Here is a 26115-nt window from a genome sequence, read left to right as displayed (position 1 = left end):
TATGGCGGATGAATCCAAAACAATAACCGGTAATAAGACATCCCGCATTTTATCGGTTGATATCATGAGAGGACTGACGCTCTTTCTCATGTTGTTTGTGAATGACCTGTATGAGCCGGGAGTTCCTTCCTGGTTGGTGCATACCCCTGCCGATTATGATGGTATGGGATTGGCTGACTGGGTTTTTCCTGGATTCCTGTTTATGGTGGGCATTTCTATTCCGTTTGCTATTACTTCCCGTCTGTCTAAAGGAAAAAACAGGCAGGAAATATTTACCCATATTTTGGTACGTACCTTTAGCCTGTTGTTAATTGGTGTGCTGATGTTGAATATGGGGTCGGTAAATTCCACTCTGACAGGGATGAATCATTACTGGTGGTCGATACTGGTTTTTGTTTTCATTTTCCTGATATGGAACAGGTATCCTGATTTACCCCAACATAAAAAGTTATATGCCGGTTTGAAGCTGTTGGGAGTTGTCGGGCTGGTTGTCATGGTGATCATTTTCCGATCCGGAGAACCCGGACACATTGGTTGGCTCAGGACCGGCTGGTGGGGGATTCTTGGATTGATTGGATGGGGTTATTTTGCAGCAGGCACTTCTTTCCTTCTGGTCGGCGAACGACTTTGGGCAAACACCCTGATATTCCTCTTCTTCTTCGTTCTGAACGTATTGTCTCAGGTAGGAGTCCTGGAATTTCTTAATCCGGTCAAACCGCTGCTGGGCATTCTCATTCAGGGAAATGTACCGTTTATTGTTATGGCAGGATTATTAACCGGTATGTTGATGAAGAAATACGGAACTCACTACAGAAAACTGCTGCCTGTGATTATTTCAGCCGGCCTGTTGTTTCTTGTTACAGGCTTCGTGTTAAGAAACAGGTTCATTATTTCTAAAATATATGCTACTCCCAGTTGGGGTATGCTTTGCAATGGGATTAGTTTACTCGTTTTCTCGGCTTTGTACTACCTGGTGGATGTACAGAAAAAAAGTCGTTGGGGTAGTATATTTCTTCCGGCCGGTCAAAATTCCCTGACTACGTATCTGGCACCGGATATCCTTTATTTTCTGGTCGGTGGTCTGGGATTTCATATTTTCTTCTATAAACAGGATTACAGTGCGTTGCTGGCTGTTGGTGGATCATTATTATGGGCTTTGTCCATGGTCGGATTTACTGCGTTGCTTTCGAAAATTAACATCCGGTTGAAATTGTAGGCTGGTTTATTCACCTAGGTTATGTGAATCTTAATAGAATCCTTATTAATTGTCAGAATTAGATGTTGATTGGGTTTAAAAGGAAAAGTTGATTTTGACCCCAATAGCGATATGCTGATTGGACGTCGAACAAATAAAATACAAGGGCTTTCACCTGGCCGGGTGAGGCCCTCTTTTGATGAACGCTAACCGAGCTTCCAACCCTGACGTTTACTTAATGATGGCATATTGAGTCAACACGTATCTTCATTGGAAAATCTGTTTTACTGGTAAAAGAGGAAGCAACGCAGAAGGACCAGTAAGACAGATAATGCTTAGCTTTACAAAAAAAATGTTGCTCAAGGCTGCCCTCCTGTTGTCGATGATGATTCAAATTGGTGCTGCTGTGATTGCCATCGGTTTAATTCGCCGCACCCGTTATAACGTATCCTGGATATTAATTTCAGCGGGATTCGTATTAATGGCACTTCGGCGATTGTTTGATTTCTCGACCCTTTTCTGGGAAAATCACCTGTTTTCCGGAGCCGATGTGAACAGTTGGATGGGAATTCTGATATCGTTGCTAATGTTTATCGGAGTCATATTCATTAGGCAAATATTCAATCTTCAGCAGCGGATTGATGAACTACGAAAAGTGAGCGAAATGCGGGTGTTGTCGGCGGTTATCGAGGGAGAGGAAAGGGCCCGGCAGAACTTTGCCCGTGACCTGCACGACGGTCTGGGGCCGCTGTTGTCGTCGATTAAAATGACAGCCAGTGCCATTGATACAACGAAGCTGGATGAAGCCAACCGGCGGATTGTGGAACGTACCTGTCAGACTTCGGATGATGCCATTGTTTCGCTGAAGGAAATATCCAATCATTTGAGTCCGCACTTGCTGAAGAATTATGGTTTGACAAAGGCCCTGGAGACTTTTGCAGCCAGCCTTTTGGAAGGAACTTCCATTGAGTTTGTTATGGATTCGGCAATTCGGGAAAAACGATATGCCTATAAAATTGAAATTACCCTTTACCGGATTGTATCGGAGTTGCTGAATAATAGTATGAAACATGCTGCTCCCGGAAAGATTACACTCAAAATTCAGGAAGAGAGGGGTAAGCTGTTGTTGTCTTATCAGGACGATGGAATCGGGTATGATCCTAAAGAGTTGGCGACTGAGCCGGATTCCGATAAAATGGGACTCGACAATATCGGTTCACGCATAAAATCGCTCAACGGTGAAATGGATATTCATTCTCGTTCCGGAGAGGGATTTAACCTGACTTTACAAATACCGGTAATATGAAAAAGCTGAAGATATACCTGGTTGATGATCATGCCCTGTTTCGCGAGGGACTGCGCTTTCTGTTATCGGATATGGCGGCGGTCGGAACGATATATGAAGCAGAGAACGGCGAACAGTTTATTCGCATGTTGCCGGAGCATCCGGCTGATTTGGTGTTGCTGGATATTGAAATGCCGGAGATGGGAGGAATTGAGGCGGCGCAAAAGGCATTGGCCATTCAACCGGATTTGAAGATCATTGCATTATCGATGTATTCGGATGAGAATTACTATTTAAGCATGATTGATGCCGGGGCCCAGGGGTTCCTGCTGAAGAATTCGAGCTTCGATGAAGTAAAGCGAGCCATCACTGAGGTGGCCGCTGGAAAGACGTATTTCACAGCAGAGATATTACAGTCCATCTTGCAAAGCATGAAAAGCAGGAAGGATGAATCGAAAGACAATGAACTGACCGAGCGGGAATCTGAGATTCTGCGTCAGATTTGCAATGGATTGTCGAATAATGAAATTGCTGAATTGCTGTCCATCAGCAAACGAACAGTGGATAAACACCGGGAAAATTTACTGCAGAAAACACAGTCGCGGAATACAGCCAGTCTGGTCATTTACGCAATCAAACATGGTTATTATAATGTTTGAATACGTATAAAGACGTAGTTCCGGAAATACGTATTTGTACTGTTCCAGGAGCTCAGCGGGCGTGGTAATTTTGACATCGATTACCAAACCCGCAAAGCATGTACAGGAATAGTAACACCGGCTGTTTGAAAAATATCTGCCGGTTATCTGTCAAAAGTTCCCTTTTCCTTCTCTTTATTGTATTGCCCCGAACTTTAGTGTGGGGCCAGTTGCGCATCGACGCACAGTACCGGAACCGTTTCGAAGTGAGAGATGGTTACCGGCAGCTGACGTCTGACGGAGTGACCCCGGCGGTTTTTATTTCACAACGAACCCGGCTGTCTGTCCACTATGTAAACGACGGTTTAAAAGTGACGTTCACCCCTCAGGATGTCCGTGTGTGGGGCGACGAACAACTTGCCAGTTCCACCGGGGTGTACGGTGATGTGGCATCGCTTGAGCTGTTTGAAGCTTTCGTTGAAGTTCGAACCGGAAGTGCAGCGTGGCTTTCCATCGGTCGCCAGCCGTTGGTTTACGATAACCAACGCATTTTGGCTGCCCGCAACTGGAACCAAAACGGACTGGCCTACGACGCCATGGTCTTGAAATGGCAATCCAATAGCTGGAAGGTTCATGTGGGAACGAGCTGGAATTCAACCGGCGAAAATATCTCCGATAATTATTATCCTTCCGACCGGATAAAATCATTGAGTTTTCTCTGGCTACAACATGCTGTGTCAGAAGGTTGGCAGATGTCGTTTTCTCATGTAGCCTCCGGTGTTTCCCGGTCGGATACGGATAATCACCTTTATTTTCGACAGATAACCGGGCTTTATTCAACCTGGGGAAAAGAGAATTGGCAAGCGAAGGGCAATCTCTATTACCAGTTCGGAAAAAACCGGACCGGGACGAATGTAAGCGCCTTGTTGCTGGATGCAGAGGTTACTTACCGAATCGCTCAATTGGTCCCGGGAGTCGGTTTGAGCTATTTATCAGGGAACAGCCAAACCGGGAACGAACAAAAAACGGATCACCTGTTTGATGTTTTGTACGGAGCCCGCCACCGTTTTTTCGGAGGAATGGACTATTACCGGAATTTCATCACACAAACGCAGCAGGGCGGCCTCGTCGATTATCATTTTGTCATCAATGGAAAACTTACAGCCAAAACCCGGTTGACTAATACGTTCCACTATTTTCGGCTGGCCCGGACCAATCCGGGTACTCCAACGCACAAGAACCTGGGGTGCGAAAACGATCTGGTAATAAAACATCAACTGACTGAGTGGGGTGTTTTGGAAGGGGGGTATCTGTTCTACTGTCCGTCTCAATCTATCAAGACCTTGCAGGGAATTTCCAATGGCCGGTTTTCGCAGTTTTTTTACCTGCAGCTAACCATTACTCCGACACTTTTTCAAAACCAACAATCCAATATATAAGCATAATGAAAGCAGAAAAACTGAGTGTACTACTGGTTGTAATTGTTTTGCTGTCGGCTTGTTCTTCCGGTAGGAAAAAGGAGCAAACGATTAGCTTGTCAGGTGCTTTTGCTTTATACCCACTGGTGGTTAAATGGAGCGAAGAATACCAGAAGGAGCATCCCGGTATCCGGTTCAATATCTCGGCCGGAGGTGCCGGGAAGGGGATGGCCGATGCTCTTTCAGGAACGGTTGATCTGGGCATGTTCTCGCGGGCGATTTCGCCGGAAGAGAAAGCAAAAGGGGTTTGGTGGGTAGCGGTAACCAAGGATGCCGTTATACCTACCGTGAATGTTGCGAACCCCGCTTTGCCGGTTCTTCAAAAGCGGGGACTTACCCATGATGAACTTCGTCAGATTTATGTGACCGGCGAAATTACCCGCTGGAATCAGCTACCCGGTATTTCTGTCGATGAAGCCATTAATGTGTATACCCGTTCGGATGCCTGTGGGGCGGCCGGTACCTGGGCGGCTTACCTGGGCGGCCGGCAGGAAAACCTGAAAGGAATTGGGGTGTTTGGCGATCCGGGCCTGGCAGACGCGGTGGTAAAAGACGAAAAAGGGGTGGGGTACAACAATACCATTTACCTGTACGACGTAAAAACGGGTCGTAAGAATCCCGGTATTGAGGTTATTCCGATTGACGTGAACGGGAATGGGACAATCGATGCCAATGAAAATTTCTACGATATGTTCGGTCAGATTTTAAATGCTATCGGCGATGGAGCGTATCCTTCGCCGCCGGCAAGAGACCTTTACCTGGTAGCGAAGGGTAAGCCTCAAAAGCAGGCGACGCTGGACTTTATGAAATGGGTAGTGACCAAAGGACAGGTTTTCGTGTCGGAAGCCGGGTATGTGCCATTGCCGAAAGAAGTGCTGGATGAGCAGGTGACAAAACTTCAGCCGTAAACTACGGATTTGAGCAGGGGGAAAGAAAAGCACAGGTGAATGAAAAAGGAAGAATGCCATGAACAGAATCAGGCGGATAACTGACATATTGGTTAATGTATGGATGCGTGCCGGGCTCTATTTGCTGCTGGCCATCCCCGTATTGATTGGTGTGGGGCTTTATTGGAAGGCAGCGCCGATAATTGGCGGGCATTCTTTGAGCGATCTGTTATTCTCGCGGCAATGGTTCCCCATGAAAGGGGAATTCGGATTCATGCCATTTATCTACAGTTCAGCTTATGTCACGGTTTTGGCGTTTATTCTCTCAGCTCCGTTATGCCTGTTTGCTGCTATTTATCTGACCCAGTTCGGGAAACATCGTTTGTTGCAGGTGATGCTGCCGGTGATTGATATTTTGGCAGGCATTCCTTCGGTCGTATACGGAGTATGGGGGGTATTGGTGATTGTTCCCGCTGTTGCGAAATATGTAGTTCCGTTGTTTGGCGTGGTCAGTTCGGGGTATTCTCTTCTTGCGGGGGGAGTTGTACTGGCGGTGATGTGCATTCCGTATATGTTGAATATGCTCATCGAAGTTTTTCAGACCATCCCGGTAGGAATGAAAGAAGCATCGTTGTCGCTGGGAGCAACGCACTGGGAGATGGTGAAGCATGTGATCATCAGGAAAGGTTTCCCGGGAATTCTCTCTGCATTTGGTCTTGGGATAGCCAAAGCTTTTGGCGAAACCATTGCCGTGTTGATGGTGGTCGGCAACACCCTCGATATTTCAGTTTCACCGTTTAGTCCGGGGTATCCGTTACCTGCATTAATTGCCAATAATTATGGAGAAATGATGTCGATCCCGGATTATGATTCAGCCTTGATGTTTGCCGCGCTGCTGCTGTTTGTGATTATTCTGGTCATCAACCTGTTCTTCAGATATTTTATTCACAAAACGGAAAAGATATGAGAACGTGGAAAGTGTGGGAGCAACGGCTTGTCAAGGGAATTTCTTTTCTGGCGGCTTACTCCGTTATCTTCATTCTGTTGTTTCTTCTCTTTGTGGTATTTAGCAAAGGGCTCAAAGCACTTTCGTGGGGAACCGTTTTCAGTTTGCCGAAGGGAGGATACTATTTCGGTGGCGAAGGAGGGATTCTGAATGCGATTGTTGGCTCGTTTTATCTTTCGGTAGGGGCCACTGTACTGGCTGTCATTATCGGCGTGCCCGCGGCGCTGTTCATTAATGTGCAACTTATCCGGCTGAAAAGGACGCAAAATACCATTCGATACCTGCTCGATGCCTTGTGGGGGATTCCTTCCATCGTGTACGGCGCTTTTGGCTTTGCATTGATGTTGCTGTTGGGGTTACATGCTTCGCTGCTTGCCGGAATTATCACCGTTGCCCTGCTAATCACGCCTATCCTGGTTCGGGCTTTCGACGAAGTACTGAAAACCATTCCGGTAGAACTGCAGGAAGCATCCTTTTCACTGGGCTCTACCAAAACGGAAACAGCGCTGCGGGTCATCTTCAAGCAAGGACTGGCCGGATTTATCACGGCTTTGCTGCTGGCTTTCGGCCGGGGAATCGGCGACGCTGCTTCGGTGCTTTTCACAGCCGGTTATACCGACAATATTCCGGTTACACTCGATGAGCCGGTTGCGACGTTGCCGCTTTCCATCTTCTTCCAGCTTAGTTCCCCGATTGAGGAGGTCAGGGAAAGAGCCTATGCTGCAGCAGTGGTGCTGACTTTTTTTATCCTGCTGATTAGCGTTTCTGCCCGATTTTTATCGAAACGGTATGCTAAAAACATCATCAAATAGAAAGGCCATGATTACCTATCCTGTATTCAGTTATCAAAAAGCAAAGAAGCCACAAAGAATGGTCAACCACCAGGAGAAACAAACGCCTATCATCGAGGTGAAGGGACTAAATGTCCGAACCCGGGAAGGGGAAATACTGAAGAATATCAACTTACAAATTCCCCGGAACAAAATCGTGGTACTGCTGGGGCCTTCGGGATGCGGAAAGACGACTTTACTGAAAAGCCTGAACCGGTTAACCGATTTGCACAAGGAGTTGCAGGTAAGCGGTGAGGTGCTGATTGACGGAGTCGATATTCTGAAAGTTTCCCGTGACTTGCCGATTATGCGACAAAAGATGGGCCTACTGTCGCAACGACCGTTTCCCTTGCCGGTTTCCATCTATCGGAATGTGGCTTACGGATTAAAACTGAAGGGGATTCGTAGTAAGGATTTGATTGCACACAGCGTAGAAAGCAACCTGAAACGTGTCGGGTTGTGGGATGAGGTGAAGAACCGGCTTAATAGTCCGGCCAACAGTTTATCAATCGGGCAGCAGCAGCGTCTGTGCCTGGCCCGTGGACTGGCGGTTAAACCTGCCATCATTTTGGCTGACGAACCGACCTCGGCACTGGACCCAATTTCGACCAAAATTATCGAGAATCTGTTCAAAGAACTGAAAGAGCATTACACCATTATTTTGGTAACGCATGTGCTTCGTCAGGCGGTTCGTTTGGCCGATCATGTCGTGTTCATGTACTACGGCGATATCATTGAGCAAGGGCATCCCGATGATATCTTGAAGCGTCCTCAAACCGAAGTATTAAAGAAGTATCTGGTTGATGGGAACTAGCTGATGACTAAATTCCTCAAAAAAACTAATTATCAACTTCGAAAAAAAATCCGAAAAACAGCTTGCTCTGTCATTCGGATTTTCCATCGAAAGATTCGATAATGACCTATTAATCACACCCCGAAGCACCACGGGCTTCCACCAGCAGTTTTTCGGTAACAGCGGTTAGTTGCGCTTTCAGCTTGGCCAGGTCAGCATCGTTTTGAATGTTCACGCTTTTGGTTGAAGAGACGCAGGCGCTGGTAATGATTTGATCCAATACATCACCGCAGTCGGTGCCGTTACACTGGTATTTGGAATTGTCATAGGTCCAGTAGCAACTCTGGTCGGTACAGCACGCCGTAGCGTCAATGGCTGTGTCGTCAGGACAGGTGGCTCCGGGATTGCTGCAATACTCGTTTGAGTCTGAGGTGCTGCAGGCAGTGAAAGCCAGTGTTCCGAATAAAGCAATTGCGAATAGTTTAGTTTTCATATGATTGTTGATTTGGTATTACAATTGAAATTCTTTTTCCAGTATCTTCTTAAAATTTTCGTACGAATAGTACCCTTTATAGGCCCGGTTGTTCATCACAAACGTTGGTGTCCCGGTTAGTTTGTTGGCCCGGAACTCGCTCACGTTGCCCCGCAAATAGGCGTAATTGTCGTTATCCAAAATGCATTCGGCAATGACCGGGTTATGCTCCATGATGGTATCCAGCAGGTCGTCGAACTGTGTGGTAAATACCACTCCCGGATTGACGACCATCAGCTCATGAAACTTATCGTAAATGCCGTAGCGACTGATGCAACTGGCAGCTTGCAGCGCGTTTAACATCTGCGGACGCTCGCCAAAATCGAGCCATTTCACCACCAGTTTCAATTTACCAGTGTCCAGGTAGTTCTTCTTTAATTCCGGGTAGGTCCGGGCGAAAAAATACCGGCAATAGGTACATTCGTAACTGGCATACAAAAAAACGGTTGCCGGAGCAGCTTTATTGCCAAAAACCACATCTTCCGGTTTTTCACTAACAGTATTTTTCAATGTAACTGGTTTTGGCTCTCTGTTGTTGTGGCAAGCCACTAACATCAATAAGCTTAAACCCAAAATCAGGTATTTACGAAATATATTGTTCATCAGTCTATTCTTCCGTATTGTATGTTACTAAAGCCGGGTGAAACCGCATGTTCACCATTTGCTCCTGCAGGTTCACTTTGGCTACCATATTGGTTCGGTTCTTCCTGTTATCGAACCCGGCTTTCTCTTTGCCATTCTCGTATTTCGAAACCAGGTAGATCGAGGTCCGGCCTTTCGCTATGTCGTCCGGGTCGTCCTCGAAACCGCTATCCTGGGTTTGCTTTCGCAGACGGGCTTTCGATTTACTGGAAAGCACTTCCCCCAGGAACATCCGAATATGATAAGCGTAATCTTCGCCAAAACTATACATTCCTAAAAACATGGCATCGAATGAACTGCTGCGAATTTCCGTTTTTGGAATATATAAATCGTTTTTAAACAGGAATATGCTACTGTTTAACGTACTAAAGTACAGCTTGTCCATATTTTTTAAGCCCACTCCCGGTATTTTCTCTACTTCCATCACCGGCTTCACGTTCAGTAAAGCACCTTTCTCAATAGTCAAATCGCCTTTCAGCATGAGCGAATGGTAGACCGGTTCGAATTTTTTATCCAGCACAATCTCCCCATCCATTTGGGTCGAAATGATTCCTTTCACATGGTCCGAGGTAAAATCTTCAATCTGGATATAATCGCGAAGTCCGTCGGCCATTTGGGAAACATTCATCCGGTCGACATTGGTCTTGAAGTACATATCCGTTTGGCCCTCCGGGTTTAATTCAATTTTTAAAGAAGTCAACGCTTTGCCGCTATAGGCATCCATGGCCATGCTGTCGAGAACATAGTAGTTTTCCTTTACCAGGAATTTGGTATCGACGTTGGTGAGCAGGTTTGTTCCGTATTTCAGTTGGTTGGCATGAAAGGTACCATTTACCTTGTAAGTAAACTTCATGGTATCGGCGCTCTGTTCCGGTTGCGCTGAAGGCGCATTGACGGAATCGCTCTTCAGGAAGTTGTCGACTAAAGCGTAATCGAGCGAATCGACGCTAAAATCTCCGTGAACATTTAGTTCTTTTGGGGTATTCAGAATGGCCGCCGTGTATATATTCGAAACCGTTGTGGCTTGTGCACCAAAATGCAATCCCAGGTATTTCCCGTCTATTTGACCAATTTTCAGGGTATCGTTTTTATAGTTCACATTTCCCGCCAGGTTTTGAATACACATTAACGAATCGGGCATGTCAACGGCGACATTTCCAAAGGCAAGCGAAAAGTTGCTACGGTTAAAGAGCACATCATTGAGCTGGCTCGTGATGGAATCCAGGTTGATTTTGGCTGTCGAATGGATGTCAGCCGCAACGGTTCCGGACAATCCGTTTGCCATCGAGTCGGGCAGCATTGAATACACTTCCGCCAGGTTAAGCTTCAGCTTTCCGTCAAGCGAATAATCCGGTGCCATCAGGTTTTGCAGGGTTCCTTTTAGCTGGATGTCGCTGCTATCCGTTTGCAAATGCAGTTGGTGAATCGTCAAACGAAGGCTATCGGGCTCAGTGAATTCTCCGGCAACATCTGAATTGAGGTCCAGGTTTTTCAGTTTCAATTTGTAGGCCGGAACCTGTACCGATAAACTATCGAGTTGGAAATGTCCCGGTTGATATTGAAGCTTGCCGGTCAGGTTTTGCACTAACAACAGGCTGTCGAGATTAACATTTACATCAGAAGCCCGCAAACGGAGTGTCGTGTTGGCTGCTACTGAATTGATAAATGGATTGGTTATGGAATCAGGCATTACGCCTTTGGTGAAAAGCTCGGCTTGAATCCTCCCATTGATATTTTTTACAATCGAGTCAGGTATAAAAGGCTTCCAATCACTCAGATTGAGGTCCAGTTGCGAACGGAAGGAATAAGCCAGTTGGTCCATATTTTCGACATTTCCTGTGAAACTGGCAGTACTGTTGGCTGCCCGGAAATTTAGAGAATTGATGTCCAGCCGGGTTGTCTGATTATTGTTTTCTGAACCGTTGGTCACTTTCGCGTTTAAAGCAATTCTGCTCATTTCGGGATATTTCCCATATTGAATTTTTCCGTTGTAAAGTTGGAGGGTGGCGTCAACATGCGGCAACCGGAGGGAGTCGGTTAAGTTGCCGGTGATATGGGCATCCAGATCGAGTTTTCCACCTGGATTTTGGATGTCGTATTTTTTTAAATAGTTGGAAGGCAAATATTGAGTCAATCCGGGGATATTCACATTTTGAGCCTGCACAAACAAATCGGCCATCAGGTTTTTATTCAAATCGATATTGCCTTTCAAGCCGATGCGGGCATTCCCATCTACATCCAAATCGGCCTGCTGAATGGCAAGACTGTCATTCTTATAGTTTATGTCGAACTGAATGGATGCCGATTGCATCTGGTCTAACCGGCTTTCCGGAGCAAAACATTTGGTCAGATGAGCTTGTCCGGTAACTTGTCCAAAATATTGGTTGTTGTCAATTAGTCCGGATAAATTCATGTTGTCCAATAACAGATTAGCTCCGGCTTTTAAGTGTTGATCCTTGTAATAACATTTCACATTTTCGAGCTGAAATGTTTCTATATTCAGGTAAATGGAATTTGACGACGTATCAATCGCTTCGGTTTGCGTGGTATCCATCAGGAAATCATAATTGCTTTTCCCCAGACTATCCACCTGGTAAAAAACATCGGCATTCTTGATTTCCACCTTTTTAACATCAAAAATGCCTTTCAATAAGGGCTTCGCCTCGAAAGAAAGGTACAGATGTCCAACATTTAGCAAGGTATCTCCGGCATTTTTAACTGTATTGGGAGAGCTGACCAAAAGATTTTTGCACTCAAGCGTTGCCAGAGGGAATCGTTGAATGAGGGAAAACTGAACCTCCCCGACGTGAATGGGAACATTGGTCGTTTTACCTACCTGCTCTAAAGCTAGTTTGATGATTCGGTTCTGAGCCAGCCCGGCCACAACGACAAGGAGGATGACAAACAGAAAAAGAGAGAGCAACGTATATAGAAAAATCTTACCAGCCTTTTTCATATCGGGACGAGGTTAGGTAGATGACGACAGGTAAATTAGTCAATTCGGTTAACAATAATGTGCTTTTTGAACGACTTAATACAAATGTAAGGAATTACCGAAAGAATATGTTAATTGAGAAGCGGAGTTTTTATTGAATGGCATTCCAAGTTGTCTGATGGTTTCACCTGTCCTCCATAGGCGTTTATTTTATTCGTGGTATCCTTTGATGATTCCTCTGTCCGATTGCCGAATGAAATCCAGAATCTTATCCCTTTCTATGGTCTGTTTGAAGTTGTTTTCAATAAAGCTAATCGCATAGGAAGTATTCCGTTTTTGCTGAAAAATGATTCGGTAAATTTCTTTTAGCTCATCCAGTTTAGCCAAGGTAAATCCTCTTCGTTTTAAACCGACCAGATTGATGCCTGCGTAGGAGAGTGGTTCCCGGGCCGCTATGATGTAAGGGGGAATATCCTTATTTACTTTGCTCAGGCCACTTACTATGCAGTGTTCTCCGATTTTCGAAAACTGGTGAATCCCGGTTAGCCCGCTGATGTTGGCAAAGTCGTCTACAATCACTTCTCCTGCCATCCCCACGCCAAATCCGATGATGCAATGGTTTCCGATTTCACAGTCGTGACCGATATGAGCATTGGCCATTATCATGTTGTTGTGCCCGATTCGTGTTACCTTCTTGGTATTCGTGCCTTTGTTGATGGTTACCGACTCCCGGATAATATTCCGATCGCCTATCTCTACGGTGGTGTACTCTCCCTGGTATTTCATGTCCTGCGGCAGGCCCGCCAGAACAGCACCGGAATGAATGTGACAATGCTCACCGATTCTGGCACCATTCAGGATGGATACATTGTTCTCGATAATGGTATGGTCGCCGATTATCACATCATCTTCAATGGTTGTGTAATTACCTATCGTGACATTTTTACCAATGATGCTTTTCTTTCCGATGGTTGCATTCGTTGAAATCATTGCTCGCGATTTACGTTAATAAGAGCAAAGGTGGCATGAATGCATCTTAATTTTCTTGATCTCAGGTCAATTAATGGAAGCCCTTATCCGGCTCAGAGTTTCCTGGCTGACATTCATGAGTGAGGCGATGTGCTTCTGTTTGGCTTTTTGGATCATCAATGGAAACTTTTCCAGGAGGTAACGATATTTTGTCCGGGCCGACATCGAACCAAACACGAAATGAAATTCATCAAAGGCGGCGATTGAAATCCGGAGAAATTTGACATGAAATGCTAAGAATAAAGGGTAATTAAGTAGCTTTTGTTCGTTCTCATACGACAGGGAATAAACGATTGTTTCTTCACATGCCTGCAGGAATTCAACCGAGGGTTCCTGCCTGAAATAACTGAACAACGAAGCGACCCAGTGGGTGTCATAATAGAGCCATTTGGTCAATTCGACCCCGTCGTTGATGAAGAAGCGCCGCACCAGTCCGGAGGAGATAAAACTGACTTTCGAACATACCTTCCCTTCTTCGAGAAGAAATTCATTCTTCCGGTAGATTTCTTTCACAAACGAATTTTGAATGGCTTCCTCTGTTTCCGGGTCCAGTTCCTGGTATCGGTTGATGAATCGGATGAGTTCTTTCATTATTCCTGCTGGTTATCTTCGGTTGTAACCTTAAAAATGCCGGTTATTGATATCTGTTTTCAAAAGTATTTAAATCGGAAACAAAAAGGAACAGGTGGCTGATTGCAACGGAGGATAAGTCAAAACACATCCAGGCATTTTGTAAATTGCGATATGAACCCTGAAATGAATAAACTAACCGACACGATCCGGAACATTGCCTCTCTGGATGATACCACGGAATCAGCCATCCTCGCGAAATTCAAAGTTGAAGAATTAAAGAAAGGGCAGCTCCTGTTAAAGGAGAGCCGTATTTGCAACAAGCTCTGGTTCATTATTTCCGGAACGATTCGGCAATATATGATTATCGATGGGGTGGAGGTAACCAAATGGTTTTATATCGACAATCAATGGGCGACATCGCACTATAGCTATTTTGAGCAGGAACCGGCCTTCGACTATCTGGAGGTTTACGAAGACTCTGTTGTCTGTTCAATTACATATGATGATGAGAAAGAATTACTGAACTATCTTCCGTATTCGAAATATCATGTTGTGTTGCTGCGGCATTATTTAGCGAGTCTGAATTATTTTATGAGAAACTATAAGCAGATGACTGCCGCTGATAAATACAGGTTCTTTTTGGAGAATTACCCGGAGGTGTTGCATCGGATCAAACTGAAGGATTTGGCATCGTTGATAGGAATCTCCCAGGAGACGTTAAGCCGCGTGAGGGCAAAGCTTCAGTAATGTTTCGTTGGTCCTAAATGCTACTTGAAATCCCTCGACGGGAAAAGTGTTCCCTGAACAATCTTTCCGGGAGGAGCTTCTTTTGTTGGTATCCGCTTATGAACCGAGCCGATATCACGTCCCTCCGTATCCAGGCTCATCAATTCATTCAGGTTGTAGCAGGTATTGACCACCACATGGATGACTTCGCCTTCGATCTGTAACTTACCGGACACCATGAGTAGCCTGGATTGAAGAATCTGTTTGCGGTACTTCTCGAAAGTCTTTGACCAGACAACGAGGTTGGCAAATCCGGTTTCATCTTCGATGGTGATGAACAGCACACCTTTGGCTGTACCGGGTCGCTGCCGGACCGTGATCAAACCACAAACTTTTACAAATTGCCCGTTCTTCATTGAGCTTAATCCTGCCGTAGGCGTAACCTGCAATTCATTTAGCTTTCGCCGAAGAAAACTGACCGGATGGGCTTTCAGCGATAGCGAAGTGCTGGCATAATCCTGCATCACGTGCTCCCCAAGTGTCATTCTGGGAAGTTCAGTTGTTTCCTCTTCGGTGCTTTGCGAAGGTGTCCCCTTGAATATCCCGGTGGGATGGTCGTGCAGGGCCGAAACTTCCCACAATGCCTGCCTCCGGTCGAGGCCAATGGATCGGAAAGCATCAGCATCGGCGAGCCTTTCCAGCGCAGACGGATGAACGCCCGCATTCACCAACTCGTTGACATTTTGGTAGGGGATATTTCTTCCGGATACAAGTGCCTGCATGTCTTCTTCGCGTAAGCCTTTTACCTGCCGGAAACCCAGACGGATCGCGCGGTATTGACCTGATTGCTCTTCCAGCGTGTTGTCCCAATCGGAATGGTTAATATCCACCGGCTTTACCTTTACGCCGTGTTTGCGGGCATCCATCACAATTTGTGCCGGGCGGTAGAAGCCCATCGGCTGGCTGTTGAGCAGTGCGGCGGCGAATACGTCGGGGTAATAGCACTTGAGCCAGGAGGAAACATATACCAGCAGTGCAAAGCTGGCCGCGTGGCTTTCCGGGAAACCGTAGCTACCAAAGCCTTCAATTTGCTTGAATACGCGGTTGGCAAATTCGAGGGTGTAGCCGTTCTTTATCATGCCATTGATCAGTTTTTCGCGATAGCGGCTCACTTTACCTTTGGCTTTAAATGTGGCCATGGCTCTTCGCAAACCATCGGCCTCGTCGGGAGTAAAACCAGCGGCAACAATGGCTATTTCCATGGCCTGTTCCTGAAATAACGGAACGCCCAACGTTCTTCCCAGAATACCTTCCAGCTCTTTCGATGGATATTCGACCGGTTCCTCACCGTTTCGTCGTTTTAAATAGGGATGCACCATATCGCCTTGTATCGGGCCGGGCCTCACGATGGCCACTTCGATAACCAGGTCGTAGAAGTTGCGGGGCTTTAACCGGGGAAGCATCGACATCTGCGCCCGGCTTTCAATCTGGAAAACGCCGAGTGTATCGGCATGGCCAATCATTTCATACACTTTCGGGTCGTCCTGTGGAATGTTGGCCAACGTCAGATCCAAATCGTAATGTTGCTTTGCCAGATCGAATCCTTTGCGAATACAGGTCAGCATGCCCAATGCCAGCACATCCACTTTCATAAAACCCAGTGCCTCGATGTCGTCCTTATTCCATTCAATGTTGGTGCGGTTTTGCATGCGTGCATTCAGAATTGGGCATAGCTCATGCAGTTTACCCCGTGTGATGACAAATCCGCCCGTATGTTGTCCCAGCTGTCGTGGAAAGCCAATATACTGGTCGGTTATCTCCAACACCTTTTTCAGGTGCGGATCGTTGTGGTTGAAGCTGTTGGAGGGGATTGCTTTCCCTGTGAACCAATCTTCGGTGAATTCGTGTGCCGATTTGGAAAGTACGTTGATGGCATCGGAGGATAAGCCCATCGCTTTTCCCACATCCCGAACGGCGCCTTTCCAGTGCACCTGCGTTACTGTTGCGACAATTCCGGCCCGGTCGCGACCGTATTTTTCATAGATGTACTGCATAATTTCCTCCCGGCGCTCATGCTCGAAGTCCACATCGATGTCGGGAGGCTCGTTACGCGCATCACTCATAAACCTGGCGAACAGTAACTTAAATTTTGAAGGATTCACAGATGTGATACCCAGACAGTAGCAAATAACTGAGTTGGCTGCTGAACCACGTCCCTGGCACAGAATTCCTCTCGATCTGGCTTCGCGAACATAATCGTATACCGTCAGAAAATAGGAGGCATAATCTTTTCGGCCGATGAACTCCAGTTCCATTTCAATAGTTTCCTTTATCTTTTCAGGAATCGTTCCATCGAAACGCTCTTTGGCACCTTCCCAGGTCAAATGGACCAACTCTTCCATCGGCGTTCGTCCTTCACTGGTAATCTCTTCCGGATAGAGATATTTTAGTTCATCCAGCGAAAAACGACAGGCATCGGTTATTTCTTGTGTACGGTAAATCGCTTCAGGGTACTGCCGGAAAAGACGCTCCATCTCTTCGACAGGTTTCAGGTAGCGTTCTGCATTCTGATGTAATCTGAAACCTGCGGTATGAATCGTGCATTTCTCCCGGACGCAGGTCAGGACATCCTGTAATTCCCTGCGTTCAGGTGCATGGTAGTGTACATCGTTGGTAGCTATTATCGGGATTCCCAACCTGGCTTCCAGTTGCGAGAGGCGGAACAGTTTCTTTTGATCATCTCCCGTGTAGGTGAAACCGGCCGCAAGATACAGGTTGCTTCTCAGTGCTTCTTTATATTCTTCCAATGCCTTGATAAATTCTGGTTCGAAATCAAAATCCGCATTAAGCGATGCCGGCGGCACTACGATAAATTTGATATCGTTGGCATACTGGTAGACATCGGCTTTGTACAGGTGGCATTTGCCTTTTTCTGCCCGCAGGTTTCCTACGGAAAGGAGTTCTGACAAAAGTGCGTAAGCGGAAATATTAGTTGGATAAGCCAGTAGGCTCGGTCCATCCAACAGGTCAAGACGGCACGCGGGAATGAACCGGATATTTTTGCCCCGGGCTTCCGCATGAGCGCGAACGATTCCGGCCAGGGTATTGCGGTCGGTAATGGCAATCCCTTTATAGCCGAGTTCTTCTGCTTCTTCAATCAGCTCTTCCGGATGTGAGCCTCCCCGGAGAAAGGTAAAGTTAGAGGTCACCTGTAGTTCCGTATAATTCATCATCTTATCCTTTCCTTAGGCGAAAAATCCGTGAAGAAACCATCTGGGTTCTCCATTGCCATATGTTCCAAGCCTGAAGAGCCAGTAACGCGCGCCGTTTTCATCTTCAACGTAGTAGTAATCTCTGGGCGGTCCTGTTTGGAGCCACCATTCCTGCTCTATTCTTTCCGGTCCGTCGGCTTTGGCCACTTTGATGAGGTTGCCTTTGTAACGGAAATGCAGCGGCGGATAATCGGGGAGGGCCACCATCACCTCGACAGGTTCGGGATGGGGCAAAAGATGAAGCGGTCTGGGACGATCGGTGCGCCATTTGGTCTCCGGTTCTTCCACCAGGGAGGAGACTTCCTTTATCGAAGCTTCCGGCCAGTGGTGTTCCAGCGGAAGGTACCGGTGAATGGATTTCATTCCCACTTTGCCGGCAATATTGTCCAGCAATTCAGCAATGGCTGCATGGTCGCTGTTTCCCATGCTCCATAAAGCTTCCTGCGTTTCGCTGACCTCTTCTACAAGCGTTGCCTCCAGCACAAACAGTTCAATTCCGAGCGCGGGTTCTATTTCCGGTATTTTAAGTTCGAATAACTTGAATAGGTGTGCAGCATTGCGGGATGCCCGGTTTGTACCGATGCTGATTTGCTCGATTTTCCCATCAACGCGATAACCTTTGAAGGTACCTGTCCGCATCCCTTTTCCTTCGTTGAAGAAGCGTTCACATAAGGAGTCCAGTAAGCGTTGAAGGGCAATCTCAATTCCTTTGGCCGTTCGAATCGGCTCCAACGTGGGGAGCCATTCCTGGTAGAGTGGGGGAGGCTGAACCGGATTCAGGAGCTCGGGTTCGGTTCCGAATGCCTGCCCCAGCCGGATAAGTAGAACATCACCAAAGCGCCTGCGCAGATTGGTCCGGGAGATGCGGCTCAGCTGCCCGATTTGCCTGAAACCAAGTTTTTCCAGACGTTGCAGAATAGTAGTTTCCAGTCGTAAAGCTGCAGGAGGAAGTGAACGAAGAACTTCGGCTTGTCTGCCGGGTTCAACGATGGTACCGTTTTTACAGTAACGAGCCATGGCCCATGCTGCACCGATGGTATCGGCAATGGCAGCGCGTACATCATATCCGCCTTTGCGGAGACGAACGATGATCGACTTGAGGTAAGAAAGTTCTCCGCCCCACAAGTGTGTGCAACCGGTGATATCCAGCATCAGGCCGTCGGGAGGATCGGTGGCAGCTACGGGCGTATAGCGGAGAAACCACTCTGCCAGATCCTTTAGCAGTTTTTCGGTCGTTGCCGGCTCGTCGGGGAAGACTTCCACCGAAGGGAGTATGGCGCGCACATCAGCCACCACCATGCCGGAAACAATGCCTTCGCGGTCTAAAGCCCGGCTTGAAGCCCTGACCACCATCCGGCCGTGTTCGGGAGTATACAAGAGAAAAGGCTTGTCCCGAAGTTCCGGATGAAGTCTGACCATCCGGTCTGTAGCCAGATGGCGAAACCATATGGACATATACCGTTTAGGCATAGTGTCTTTCCTTTCTTGGTAGTCCGGGTTCCGAAACAGTTCGTTTGGGAACGATGATATGCCTGAATACGCCATTTCGCCATTCGAACTGCCAGATACCGGGTTGGCCGTTACGAATTTTTTCGAGTTCCACTTCCCAACGCGGAAATCCGACTCCAGGCAGTCCGTCCGTTACCAGGCTGGGCAGAGGTTTGATTTTCCAGCGGGATACGGTACCCAATGTATTCTCCTTGCGGGGAAAATAGTGGTGCAAGAAGCCGGTGACCCGACTATCTTCCACGGCCAGCTGCAATCGCCTTGATTCGGCAAAATTGATGTCTCTTAATTCGGCCACCACCGCTGCAAGTGAATTATATTTCAAGGCTTGCTCCATGACCCATAAAGCATCTTTGTCTCGTCTGACATCGATAAAAATGACCCGGTGGGGTTCGATTCCGAAAGATTTTAATGTTGGCGGAAACAGTCTGCGTCCGGTGCTAACCCACAGGCAAATGCCATCCTTCTTCATGAGTGTGCTCAATAGTCCGGAAATAAAGCCGTTGGTTGCAGAGAAACTGGTCTGGGTAGGGCTAATGAACTCGTGTACCGCCCCAACAGGAAAAGTGCCTCCCGGAAATGCCGCATTCATTGGTCCCAGTCCGAAATCAAACTGGTGACTATCCGGCCCCGAGCTGAACCCCTCCATTGCAAGTATCTTCTCTTTCAGCTGCTTGATAATTTCTTTTTTCCCAGCCAACTCTTTCATAATTGAAAATAATTACTAAATTTGTTATTATTAATAACAAACTACTGTTTCTAAATATAACAAATGAGGAGCAGAACGCAAAAAATTTTTTTCGCCGGAAATATCAAATTTCTCCGGGAACGCAGAAGAATGAGCCAGGAAGCTCTTGCTGCAGAGCTAGGAATAACCCGGGCCAAACTGGCAGCGATCGAAGCTGGTAACACGAAGTCACCGCAACCGGAAGATTACCTGAATTTTTCGGAGTTTTTTAAAATAAGCATCGACACGTTATTAAAGATCAACCTTTCCACTTTGGGAGAAATAAAGCTTCGGGAACTGGAGGCCGGAAATGATGTGTACATCCGGGGCGGTAACCTGCGTGTATTAGCCATTTCGGTAGACTCGTCCAATAACGAAAATGTGGAGTATGTTCCGGTAAAAGCCAAGGCAGGATACATGGCGGGTTACAATGACCCGGAGTTCATCGCATCGTTGCCAAAATATTCGCTTCCCAACCTGCCGGCCCAGGGAACGTTTCGTGTTTTCCCGTCTATTGGTGATTCCATGCTGCCAGTCCCCGAGAACAGCGATATTGTAACGCAATATGTGGAGGACTGGACAACCATCAAACCGGATACGCCCTGTATTGTCATCCTGAAAGGGCAGCAGGATTTCGTGTTCAAGATGGTCACAGTGAATCCGAACGGCACGATTCTGTTGAAATCACTTAATTCGATGTATGAACCTTACTCTGTTGACGCCAGCGATGTGATGGAAATATGGCGGTTTTATGCCTATACCAGCAAGGAGTTTCCGGAAGCCCGGTCTGAAATGACAACCGTACTAACAGCCATTCGAAACCTGGAGGAGAAAATCGAACAGTTGCCGGGGAAATCCAGGGAAGATTTGAAATAAGACATCCAGATAAGTAGCAGATGGAATTTCAGGAGGGAAGTAAGCTTGATCCATCCCGGTATTGGGCAACATTAAATTGAACTCCTGTTTATGTAAATCGCTTATTTTTCCGTAAATTTAGTAGGGAGTCAGGCCATAAAGCACACTTCTGAAAGCGATATTTATTCTTCCGGGAAAGATTACATTCGGTAATATATCCTCTATCACAACCCTCTCAGGGGATACTTCAGGTAATTTCTCAATCAAATCGATACTGCTATGAATAAAGATCAGATAGCCACCATGGAAATGTTTCTGGCTGTGGAGAAGGTTTGCAGTGAGTATCATTCACTTTGGCGTAACCACTACGGATTTCGTTCGGCTTTTCATCTTTTTTCCGGGCGTTTACTTTACATCCGGCAAATTGTCCACAAAATGGAATCGTTGTATGTTTTGCCCAAAAAAGATTCAGCTGTTTTCAGAAAACGACTGGAGGAACTCACCGTTAGGATTTCCAAAAATCTGTTGGTGTATGCGTTAACGCAGGACGATCATAAGCTGATTGACAAGCTGGATTACCTTTCCTCAGATTTTAGTGAAATTACCTGTGACGATTTATTGCGCAAAAGCCAGGATATATTGGAAATTAGTGTCGAGCATTATAGCGAGCTTCGTACTTACTTTATTACGCTGGCACATTTGGCCGAAATGGAGGAGAACATCGAGAAACTGCGTTATTGTACCGGAGGAGAGACAGTCACCATTCAAACCCGCGAAAAACTATACGACAAACTTGATGATTTGATTCTGGAAGCCCGGAAAGTACTAAAAGAACACTTGGATGCACAGTCCATGATGTTTCGCTGGGTGAATAAAGACTTTTACGAATCGTACAAAAAGGCCCGAGGAATTCGTACGGCTTATTCTATTCCATTGCAGGGAACCGTTATTGATGATGCTACTCATCTTCCGGTGGGGAATGCCGATATTACGATACGGGAGCTGAGATTAACCCGGCATATATCACCACTTGGACATTTCCGGTTCTATAATTTACCTCCCGGACAATATCATGCCAAGATACACAAGTATGGTTATGAAGACAGTGAGGTGGAGGTTGAGGTGCAAAAGGACGAAGGAACCAGTGTGGACATTTTGGTTCACCACATCTGATTCCTCCGTATATTCAAATATTACTATTTCTGGTACTTGAGTAGTTTCTCCAGTAAATCGCCGGCGGTATTTACATCCAGTCGTTTGGCTATAATTTTTTTGTTTTTGTCGAGAATGTACAATGTGGGCGTGCTGTGTACGTCGTACAAGACATGAAAATTGGAAATCATATCCGGGTCCCAAACATTTATCCAATCATACAGTCCGTGATCGTCGATGAATTTTTGCCAGTCTGCTTTTTCGTCGGGCTGCGTTAATACCGCATAAACTTCAACTCCCTTCGAATGCAATTTCTTGTATATTTTGTCATACAAAACCGGAGTTTGTTCTTTACAATGATTGCAATCAGGCTCCCAGAAGTAAAGAATAGTGTATTTGGCATCGACCTGGTGCAGGCTGAAATACTGACCGTCGGCATTTTGAAGCTTTAATTCCGGTGCAATTTTCCCCAGCAGGTTGGGGCGCGTAACATATACTTTCTCCCGGATTTTTGCCAGCATGGTTGAATCGGCCCAACTGGCTTTCCCATTCAGAAAATAAGCATCGGCAATTTGAACAAAGACCTTGTCCATACCCATTACTTGCGAATTGGCACTGTGAGTCAATACAAAGTCGGCCATGAACCGGAACATATTGTCATTGGCTTTTGATTTTTCTATCAGTTTTTTTGCCGGACCGATAATCGAGTCGGGATTCTGTATCAAAACTTTGTCGAAATAGGTATCGAGTCGGTTCTGAACAAGAGGTGTCCGAATAAGGCCTGGCTGAGCAAAATTAAAGTTGTCCCAGAAATGATCCCGTCGGAACGCGTATTCTTTGGTCCATTTCACCGAGTCGGGATTGGCAACATTGGCCGGTACTTTGATGTCATCCGGACGTGGAATAATCATGAAGCGCATAAAGTCGGCGTAAAATGTTCCTTTGTATTTGTCGGCCTGAGCTTCCCAGTATTTTTGCATTTTCTGGTTTAGGGCTATCATCCGGTTTCTGATTTGTTTAACAGAATCAGTATTCGAATGATACTGCTGCATTTGCTGTTGCAGATTCATTTGTTTTTTCCGCTGTTGCCCCAAAAATTGCTGATATTTTTGAAATGCCTCTGTTTCTGTTGATCCGGAAAAATGTTGACTTTCACTGTTCTGGAAATTTCCGGAAATAGAGAAAGTTTGATCCTTTCCAACCAGGAAATCGAAGTAATGATCTTTGTCGAGATACAGCAGATAGAAACCTTCATCCAGGCTTGAATCGCCGGCTAAGGTTGCATTACCGTGCTGATCGGTCTGTGTGGAGTCGATCCGGAAAATTCGGTTGCCATAATAGCTGGCCAGAAAAATACGTGTATCTTTCTGCTGAGGTAACGAAAGTTTAATTTGGTAACCCTCGGCAACGACAACTTTTGCCGCCAATAAAAATGCCACAAGCGTTAGTGGCAGATATTTTTTTATGTGAAACATTTCAGTTAATTTTTGCATGATTGCGAATCGGATTTCGGATTTGCAACTTAGTAAAAACAATTGCAATTCCCATGATTTCGATATTGATTCCAAGCTATCAGAACAATTGTCGCCTGCTGATCAAAACGTTGCACGAGCAGGCTGTATTGTGCGAAATTCCGTTTGAAATCATTGTCGGGGAAGACGGGCCAACACCCGCATTCAATCTTGATGGAGATTTTCCTTTTGTACGGATTGAAACGGGAGCAGAAAATTTAGGGCGGGCCGCTAATCGTAACCGTTTGGCAGAAATGGCACAATATCCTTACCTGCTTTTCATTGACGCTGATGCAGAAATCTTCAATCCGGATTTTTTAAAGAACTATATAGCTCACACTGACGACGTGGATGTCGTTTGTGGTGGTACAACTTACTATTATGAGCCGCCTGCTGAAGGGAAGAAACACTTACGATGGAGATATGGCATTCATCGGGAACAAATTCCTTCAATCCGGCGAAATCAGCAGCCTTTCAATTCTTTTTCTGCATTCAATTTCCTGATAAGGAAAGAACAATTTCTGAAAATTCGTTTTTCGGAAGAATTGTCCCGGTATGGGCACGAGGATACGTTTTTAGGGCAAAAAATGATGAAAGCGGGTGCAAGTATTCTTCATATCGATAACCCGGCGATTCATACCGGAATCGACGATGCAGATGTTTTTCTTGCCAAAACACGGGAAGGAGTGGAGAACCTGGCTGAATTAATGCAGGCAAATACCGGTTTTGATTCATCGGGCGTTAAGGTTATTCGGTATTTCAGGTTTCTTAAAAGAATGGGAATGCAAAAGATGATGACGACTTTGTACCAGAATTTTCATGTGAAATGGGAGAAGCAATTGATGCGAAAAGGCGGACCATTGTGGTTGTTCGATTTGTATAAACTGACTTATTTGTTTTTCATAAAAAAAGCCGGTCGTAAAACGGCCGGCTAAAAAGGTTTGCATTCAAATCTATTGCATTAAAGAAATACTTCCGTAACGGCTGGTTATATCCACTTTTGCTTTGGGAGCACTATCATTTCCGATGATTCCGTCCACTTCGTAACTGGTGTTTTCCTTCATCCGGTTCAACCGGTTGCTGTCCGGGTGTTTCAGATTGCAATACTGAACCTCTCCGTGAAGGTAGTACGAGGCATCGGGAGCGATTCCTAACTTGATGCTGGCGTATTTGTTGGTTACACGGATGCTGTCAAATCCAGCGGGTATTTCGCCAATTTTTATGGCTCCGTAGCCGTTGTCCAATTGCAAAGTCGAATTCAGCTTGTCTGCTTTGATATTGGTGTACATCGATTCGGCAATCAAGGTATTGAGTTCACCCAATTCGAAGTCGTCGTATCGCGAATCGGCTTTCAGGTAATCACAATTATCCGTCTTTACCACTGAGTAGCGACTGTCCAAGGTCAATTTCTTTCCCTTTGTCAGGAAAAGTTTGGAGTAACGCAGGTCGGCATTCAAATCATCGGTTTCCTCTACTTCGGCTTTGCTGTAGGCCAAATCGAAGCTAAGCAATGGTGAATTGAGTTTTTTAGCGGTAAGACTACCATACTTGATTTCGAATTTACCCTTACCGGTCAGATTATTCATTGTGACGTTTCCATAACGCTGTTCCACGGTCAAGTCGCGGTCGGCCGGAACCGAAATGTGGTAATCGATACTGAACGTTTGCCGCGTTTTAAAATCCGATGTGATGTTGGTTTCTGCATAAACCGTTCCGCCATCCTTGTGAATGGATACATCAATTTTATTGAGTAGTCCTTTTGCTTTGTCTTCGGGCAATCCTTCTACCCAGATATCCACATCGACCACAACGGAATCGCTGCGAACGTCATCGATGTAAACGTTGCCAAATTTATTGTTGATATTCAGTGCTTTTACCGAGTTAATGTCGAAACTCTGGTACACTTTCTTGGTTGTTTTCTCCGCAAATGCCTGGCTGGCAAAGAGAATAGCAACCAGAAGAAACAGGTTATATTTGAACTTTTTCATGAGATGATGATTTTTTTTGAATTGATGCATTTTTTAAATCGTTGAGTATGGTATTGATGATTGCCAGTTTAGTCTGGTAATGTTCAATCATAGCGTTTAATATCCTTTCGTCGCCCGGATTTACTTTCAGCTCTTTTTGCAGATTCCGATAAAGACTGTCCATCTCCGTCAGTTCCTTTTTAATTTCGTTGAGGTCTTTAGAAGATTCAACACCCTGACCGGCCATCTTCTGCAATTGGCTGATTCCATCGTTTATTCGGGCCGTATAGTAGAGTTGGGCTTCGTTAAATTCTCCCGGAACTTCTTCTGTCTGATTAACGGCCTGGTTCTGGTTATTTAGCGGATGAAACCAATAAAGTACCAGGTTGGCCGATAACAACAGAATAATAGCAACAGCAGCTACGCGACTGAACCGGGAAACCAGCAAATTCTTCCGCTTTGTTTTTCTTTCGGTTTGCTCCAGTCGGTTTTGGAAGCGTTCAAAATGGCCTTCCGCGGGTTCTTCCAGAAAATCCTCCCTTCGTTCCTTTAATATTTTCTCCAGATTGTCCATAA

The 26115-nt window shown here is 46.0% G+C and carries 23 protein-coding genes; 12 read left to right on the top strand and 11 right to left on the bottom strand.

Annotated elements, in window-relative coordinates; all coding sequences use genetic code 11:
* The first annotated feature begins 1 nt into the window (after position 1).
* The 8 genes from T426_RS0117455 to T426_RS0117420 all read left to right on the top strand — a co-directional run bounded on the left by T426_RS0117455 (position 2) and on the right by T426_RS0117420 (position 8133).
* The gene (locus T426_RS0117455; protein WP_051538987.1) at positions 2-1216 is read left to right on the top strand and encodes a DUF5009 domain-containing protein; all 1215 of its coding nucleotides are present in this window, start codon (positions 2-4) and stop codon (positions 1214-1216) included.
* A 331-nt stretch (positions 1217-1547) separates the two neighbouring features.
* Positions 1548-2501 carry a sensor histidine kinase gene (locus T426_RS0117450; RefSeq protein ID WP_027586043.1) on the top strand — a complete coding sequence of 318 codons (954 nt, stop codon included), beginning with the start codon at positions 1548-1550 and terminating at the stop codon, positions 2499-2501.
* The gene (locus T426_RS0117445) at positions 2498-3139 is read left to right on the top strand and encodes a response regulator (RefSeq protein ID WP_025864976.1); all 642 of its coding nucleotides are present in this window, start codon (positions 2498-2500) and stop codon (positions 3137-3139) included. The genes T426_RS0117450 and T426_RS0117445 overlap by 4 nt, the downstream gene beginning before the upstream one ends.
* Before the next feature lie 98 nt (positions 3140-3237).
* Positions 3238-4557 carry an alginate export family protein gene (locus T426_RS0117440; RefSeq protein WP_025864975.1) on the top strand — a complete coding sequence of 440 codons (1320 nt, stop codon included), beginning with the start codon at positions 3238-3240 and terminating at the stop codon, positions 4555-4557.
* Between the two features lie 5 nt (positions 4558-4562).
* The gene (locus T426_RS0117435) at positions 4563-5504 is read left to right on the top strand and encodes a PstS family phosphate ABC transporter substrate-binding protein (RefSeq protein ID WP_025864974.1); all 942 of its coding nucleotides are present in this window, start codon (positions 4563-4565) and stop codon (positions 5502-5504) included.
* 58 nt (positions 5505-5562) lie between these two features.
* Positions 5563-6450, top strand: a complete 888-nt coding sequence (pstC, locus tag T426_RS0117430; protein ID WP_027586040.1) for a phosphate ABC transporter permease subunit PstC — start codon at positions 5563-5565, stop codon at positions 6448-6450.
* A complete protein-coding gene (gene pstA / locus T426_RS0117425; RefSeq protein WP_027586039.1) occupies positions 6447-7301 on the top strand; it encodes a phosphate ABC transporter permease PstA in 855 nt (284 codons plus the stop codon). Before pstC ends, pstA begins: the two co-directional genes overlap by 4 nt.
* Before the next feature lie 7 nt (positions 7302-7308).
* A complete protein-coding gene (locus T426_RS0117420) occupies positions 7309-8133 on the top strand; it encodes a phosphate ABC transporter ATP-binding protein (RefSeq protein ID WP_234406747.1) in 825 nt (274 codons plus the stop codon).
* A 109-nt stretch (positions 8134-8242) separates the two neighbouring features.
* On the opposite strand, the gene T426_RS0117415 is transcribed toward T426_RS0117420, so the two are convergent.
* The 5 genes from T426_RS0117415 to T426_RS0117395 all read right to left on the bottom strand — a co-directional run bounded on the left by T426_RS0117415 (position 8243) and on the right by T426_RS0117395 (position 13841).
* Positions 8243-8605, bottom strand: coding sequence for a hypothetical protein (locus T426_RS0117415; RefSeq protein WP_025864972.1), 363 nt, complete (start codon positions 8603-8605; stop codon positions 8243-8245).
* Between the two features lie 18 nt (positions 8606-8623).
* Entirely contained in the window at positions 8624-9154 is a 531-nt protein-coding gene (locus T426_RS0117410) for a thioredoxin domain-containing protein (RefSeq protein ID WP_169737696.1), read from the bottom strand.
* Between the two features lie 97 nt (positions 9155-9251).
* Positions 9252-12242: an AsmA-like C-terminal region-containing protein gene (locus T426_RS0117405; RefSeq protein WP_027586036.1), complete on the bottom strand. Its 2991-nt coding sequence runs from the start codon at positions 12240-12242 to the stop codon at positions 9252-9254.
* Between the two features lie 189 nt (positions 12243-12431).
* Positions 12432-13211, bottom strand: a complete 780-nt coding sequence (gene lpxA, locus T426_RS0117400) for an acyl-ACP--UDP-N-acetylglucosamine O-acyltransferase (protein WP_025864968.1) — start codon at positions 13209-13211, stop codon at positions 12432-12434.
* A gap of 66 nt (positions 13212-13277) precedes the next feature.
* A complete protein-coding gene (locus T426_RS0117395) occupies positions 13278-13841 on the bottom strand; it encodes a Crp/Fnr family transcriptional regulator (RefSeq protein WP_025864967.1) in 564 nt (187 codons plus the stop codon).
* Between the two features lie 165 nt (positions 13842-14006).
* Here T426_RS0117395 and T426_RS0117390 point away from each other — a divergent pair, with 165 nt between their 5' ends.
* Complete coding sequence (locus T426_RS0117390; RefSeq protein ID WP_027586035.1) at positions 14007-14570, top strand: Crp/Fnr family transcriptional regulator; 564 nt, start codon at positions 14007-14009, stop codon at positions 14568-14570.
* 20 nt (positions 14571-14590) lie between these two features.
* On the opposite strand, the gene T426_RS0117385 is transcribed toward T426_RS0117390, so the two are convergent.
* Genes T426_RS0117385 through T426_RS0117375 form a run of 3 tightly spaced genes read right to left on the bottom strand, consistent with a single transcriptional unit; the run spans position 14591 to position 20036 of the window.
* Positions 14591-17782: an error-prone DNA polymerase gene (locus T426_RS0117385; RefSeq protein WP_199898629.1), complete on the bottom strand. Its 3192-nt coding sequence runs from the start codon at positions 17780-17782 to the stop codon at positions 14591-14593.
* Positions 17783-17794: 12 nt separating this feature from the next.
* Positions 17795-19291: a Y-family DNA polymerase gene (locus T426_RS0117380; protein ID WP_025864964.1), complete on the bottom strand. Its 1497-nt coding sequence runs from the start codon at positions 19289-19291 to the stop codon at positions 17795-17797.
* The gene (locus T426_RS0117375; RefSeq protein ID WP_025864963.1) at positions 19284-20036 is read right to left on the bottom strand and encodes an ImuA family protein; all 753 of its coding nucleotides are present in this window, start codon (positions 20034-20036) and stop codon (positions 19284-19286) included. The genes T426_RS0117380 and T426_RS0117375 overlap by 8 nt, the downstream gene beginning before the upstream one ends.
* A gap of 63 nt (positions 20037-20099) precedes the next feature.
* Between T426_RS0117375 and T426_RS0117370 the strand changes: the two genes are divergently transcribed.
* A complete protein-coding gene (locus T426_RS0117370; protein ID WP_036984649.1) occupies positions 20100-20930 on the top strand; it encodes an XRE family transcriptional regulator in 831 nt (276 codons plus the stop codon).
* A 258-nt stretch (positions 20931-21188) separates the two neighbouring features.
* Positions 21189-22082: a carboxypeptidase regulatory-like domain-containing protein gene (locus T426_RS0117365; RefSeq protein ID WP_025864961.1), complete on the top strand. Its 894-nt coding sequence runs from the start codon at positions 21189-21191 to the stop codon at positions 22080-22082.
* Between the two features lie 23 nt (positions 22083-22105).
* Here T426_RS0117365 and T426_RS0117360 read toward each other — a convergent pair whose 3' ends face one another.
* Positions 22106-23536 carry a TlpA family protein disulfide reductase gene (locus T426_RS0117360; protein ID WP_159103339.1) on the bottom strand — a complete coding sequence of 477 codons (1431 nt, stop codon included), beginning with the start codon at positions 23534-23536 and terminating at the stop codon, positions 22106-22108.
* A 71-nt stretch (positions 23537-23607) separates the two neighbouring features.
* Between T426_RS0117360 and T426_RS24160 the strand changes: the two genes are divergently transcribed.
* The gene (locus tag T426_RS24160) at positions 23608-24507 is read left to right on the top strand and encodes a glycosyltransferase family 2 protein (RefSeq protein WP_025864959.1); all 900 of its coding nucleotides are present in this window, start codon (positions 23608-23610) and stop codon (positions 24505-24507) included.
* Positions 24508-24525: 18 nt separating this feature from the next.
* Here T426_RS24160 and T426_RS0117350 read toward each other — a convergent pair whose 3' ends face one another.
* Together T426_RS0117350 and T426_RS25285 are read right to left on the bottom strand one after the other, a co-directional pair.
* Positions 24526-25560, bottom strand: coding sequence for a hypothetical protein (locus T426_RS0117350; RefSeq protein WP_027586033.1), 1035 nt, complete (start codon positions 25558-25560; stop codon positions 24526-24528).
* Positions 25541-26113, bottom strand: coding sequence for a hypothetical protein (locus T426_RS25285; RefSeq protein WP_027586032.1), 573 nt, complete (start codon positions 26111-26113; stop codon positions 25541-25543). Before T426_RS25285 ends, T426_RS0117350 begins: the two co-directional genes overlap by 20 nt.
* Between the last annotated feature and the right edge of the window lie 2 nt (positions 26114-26115).

The sequence above is a fragment of the Prolixibacter bellariivorans ATCC BAA-1284 genome, assembly GCF_000621705.1.
Lineage (GTDB): Bacteria > Bacteroidota > Bacteroidia > Bacteroidales > Prolixibacteraceae > Prolixibacter > Prolixibacter bellariivorans.
Note: the sequence above shows the minus strand (reverse complement) of the source record. Positions and strands in the feature narration are given on the sequence as shown.

Bases quoted from the DNA above. Each gene is read 5' to 3' on its own strand.
- T426_RS0117455 (WP_051538987.1), top strand. From the start codon at position 2: ATGGCGGATGAATCCAAAACAATAACCGGTAATAAGACATCCCGCATT.
- T426_RS0117450 (WP_027586043.1), top strand. From the start codon at position 1,548: ATGTTGCTCAAGGCTGCCCTCCTGTTGTCGATGATGATTCAAATTGGT.
- T426_RS0117445 (WP_025864976.1), top strand. From the start codon at position 2,498: ATGAAAAAGCTGAAGATATACCTGGTTGATGATCATGCCCTGTTTCGC.
- T426_RS0117440 (WP_025864975.1), top strand. From the start codon at position 3,238: ATGTACAGGAATAGTAACACCGGCTGTTTGAAAAATATCTGCCGGTTA.
- T426_RS0117435 (WP_025864974.1), top strand. From the start codon at position 4,563: ATGAAAGCAGAAAAACTGAGTGTACTACTGGTTGTAATTGTTTTGCTG.
- pstC (WP_027586040.1), top strand. From the start codon at position 5,563: ATGAACAGAATCAGGCGGATAACTGACATATTGGTTAATGTATGGATG.
- pstA (WP_027586039.1), top strand. From the start codon at position 6,447: ATGAGAACGTGGAAAGTGTGGGAGCAACGGCTTGTCAAGGGAATTTCT.
- T426_RS0117420 (WP_234406747.1), top strand. From the start codon at position 7,309: ATGATTACCTATCCTGTATTCAGTTATCAAAAAGCAAAGAAGCCACAA.
- T426_RS0117415 (WP_025864972.1), bottom strand. From the start codon at position 8,605: ATGAAAACTAAACTATTCGCAATTGCTTTATTCGGAACACTGGCTTTC.
- T426_RS0117405 (WP_027586036.1), bottom strand. From the start codon at position 12,242: ATGAAAAAGGCTGGTAAGATTTTTCTATATACGTTGCTCTCTCTTTTT.
- lpxA (WP_025864968.1), bottom strand. From the start codon at position 13,211: ATGATTTCAACGAATGCAACCATCGGAAAGAAAAGCATCATTGGTAAA.
- T426_RS0117395 (WP_025864967.1), bottom strand. From the start codon at position 13,841: ATGAAAGAACTCATCCGATTCATCAACCGATACCAGGAACTGGACCCG.
- T426_RS0117390 (WP_027586035.1), top strand. From the start codon at position 14,007: ATGAATAAACTAACCGACACGATCCGGAACATTGCCTCTCTGGATGAT.
- T426_RS0117385 (WP_199898629.1), bottom strand. From the start codon at position 17,782: ATGATGAATTATACGGAACTACAGGTGACCTCTAACTTTACCTTTCTC.
- T426_RS0117380 (WP_025864964.1), bottom strand. From the start codon at position 19,291: ATGCCTAAACGGTATATGTCCATATGGTTTCGCCATCTGGCTACAGAC.
- T426_RS0117375 (WP_025864963.1), bottom strand. From the start codon at position 20,036: ATGAAAGAGTTGGCTGGGAAAAAAGAAATTATCAAGCAGCTGAAAGAG.
- T426_RS0117370 (WP_036984649.1), top strand. From the start codon at position 20,100: ATGAGGAGCAGAACGCAAAAAATTTTTTTCGCCGGAAATATCAAATTT.
- T426_RS0117365 (WP_025864961.1), top strand. From the start codon at position 21,189: ATGAATAAAGATCAGATAGCCACCATGGAAATGTTTCTGGCTGTGGAG.
- T426_RS0117360 (WP_159103339.1), bottom strand. From the start codon at position 23,536: ATGTTTCACATAAAAAAATATCTGCCACTAACGCTTGTGGCATTTTTA.
- T426_RS24160 (WP_025864959.1), top strand. From the start codon at position 23,608: ATGATTTCGATATTGATTCCAAGCTATCAGAACAATTGTCGCCTGCTG.
- T426_RS0117350 (WP_027586033.1), bottom strand. From the start codon at position 25,560: ATGAAAAAGTTCAAATATAACCTGTTTCTTCTGGTTGCTATTCTCTTT.
- T426_RS25285 (WP_027586032.1), bottom strand. From the start codon at position 26,113: ATGGACAATCTGGAGAAAATATTAAAGGAACGAAGGGAGGATTTTCTG.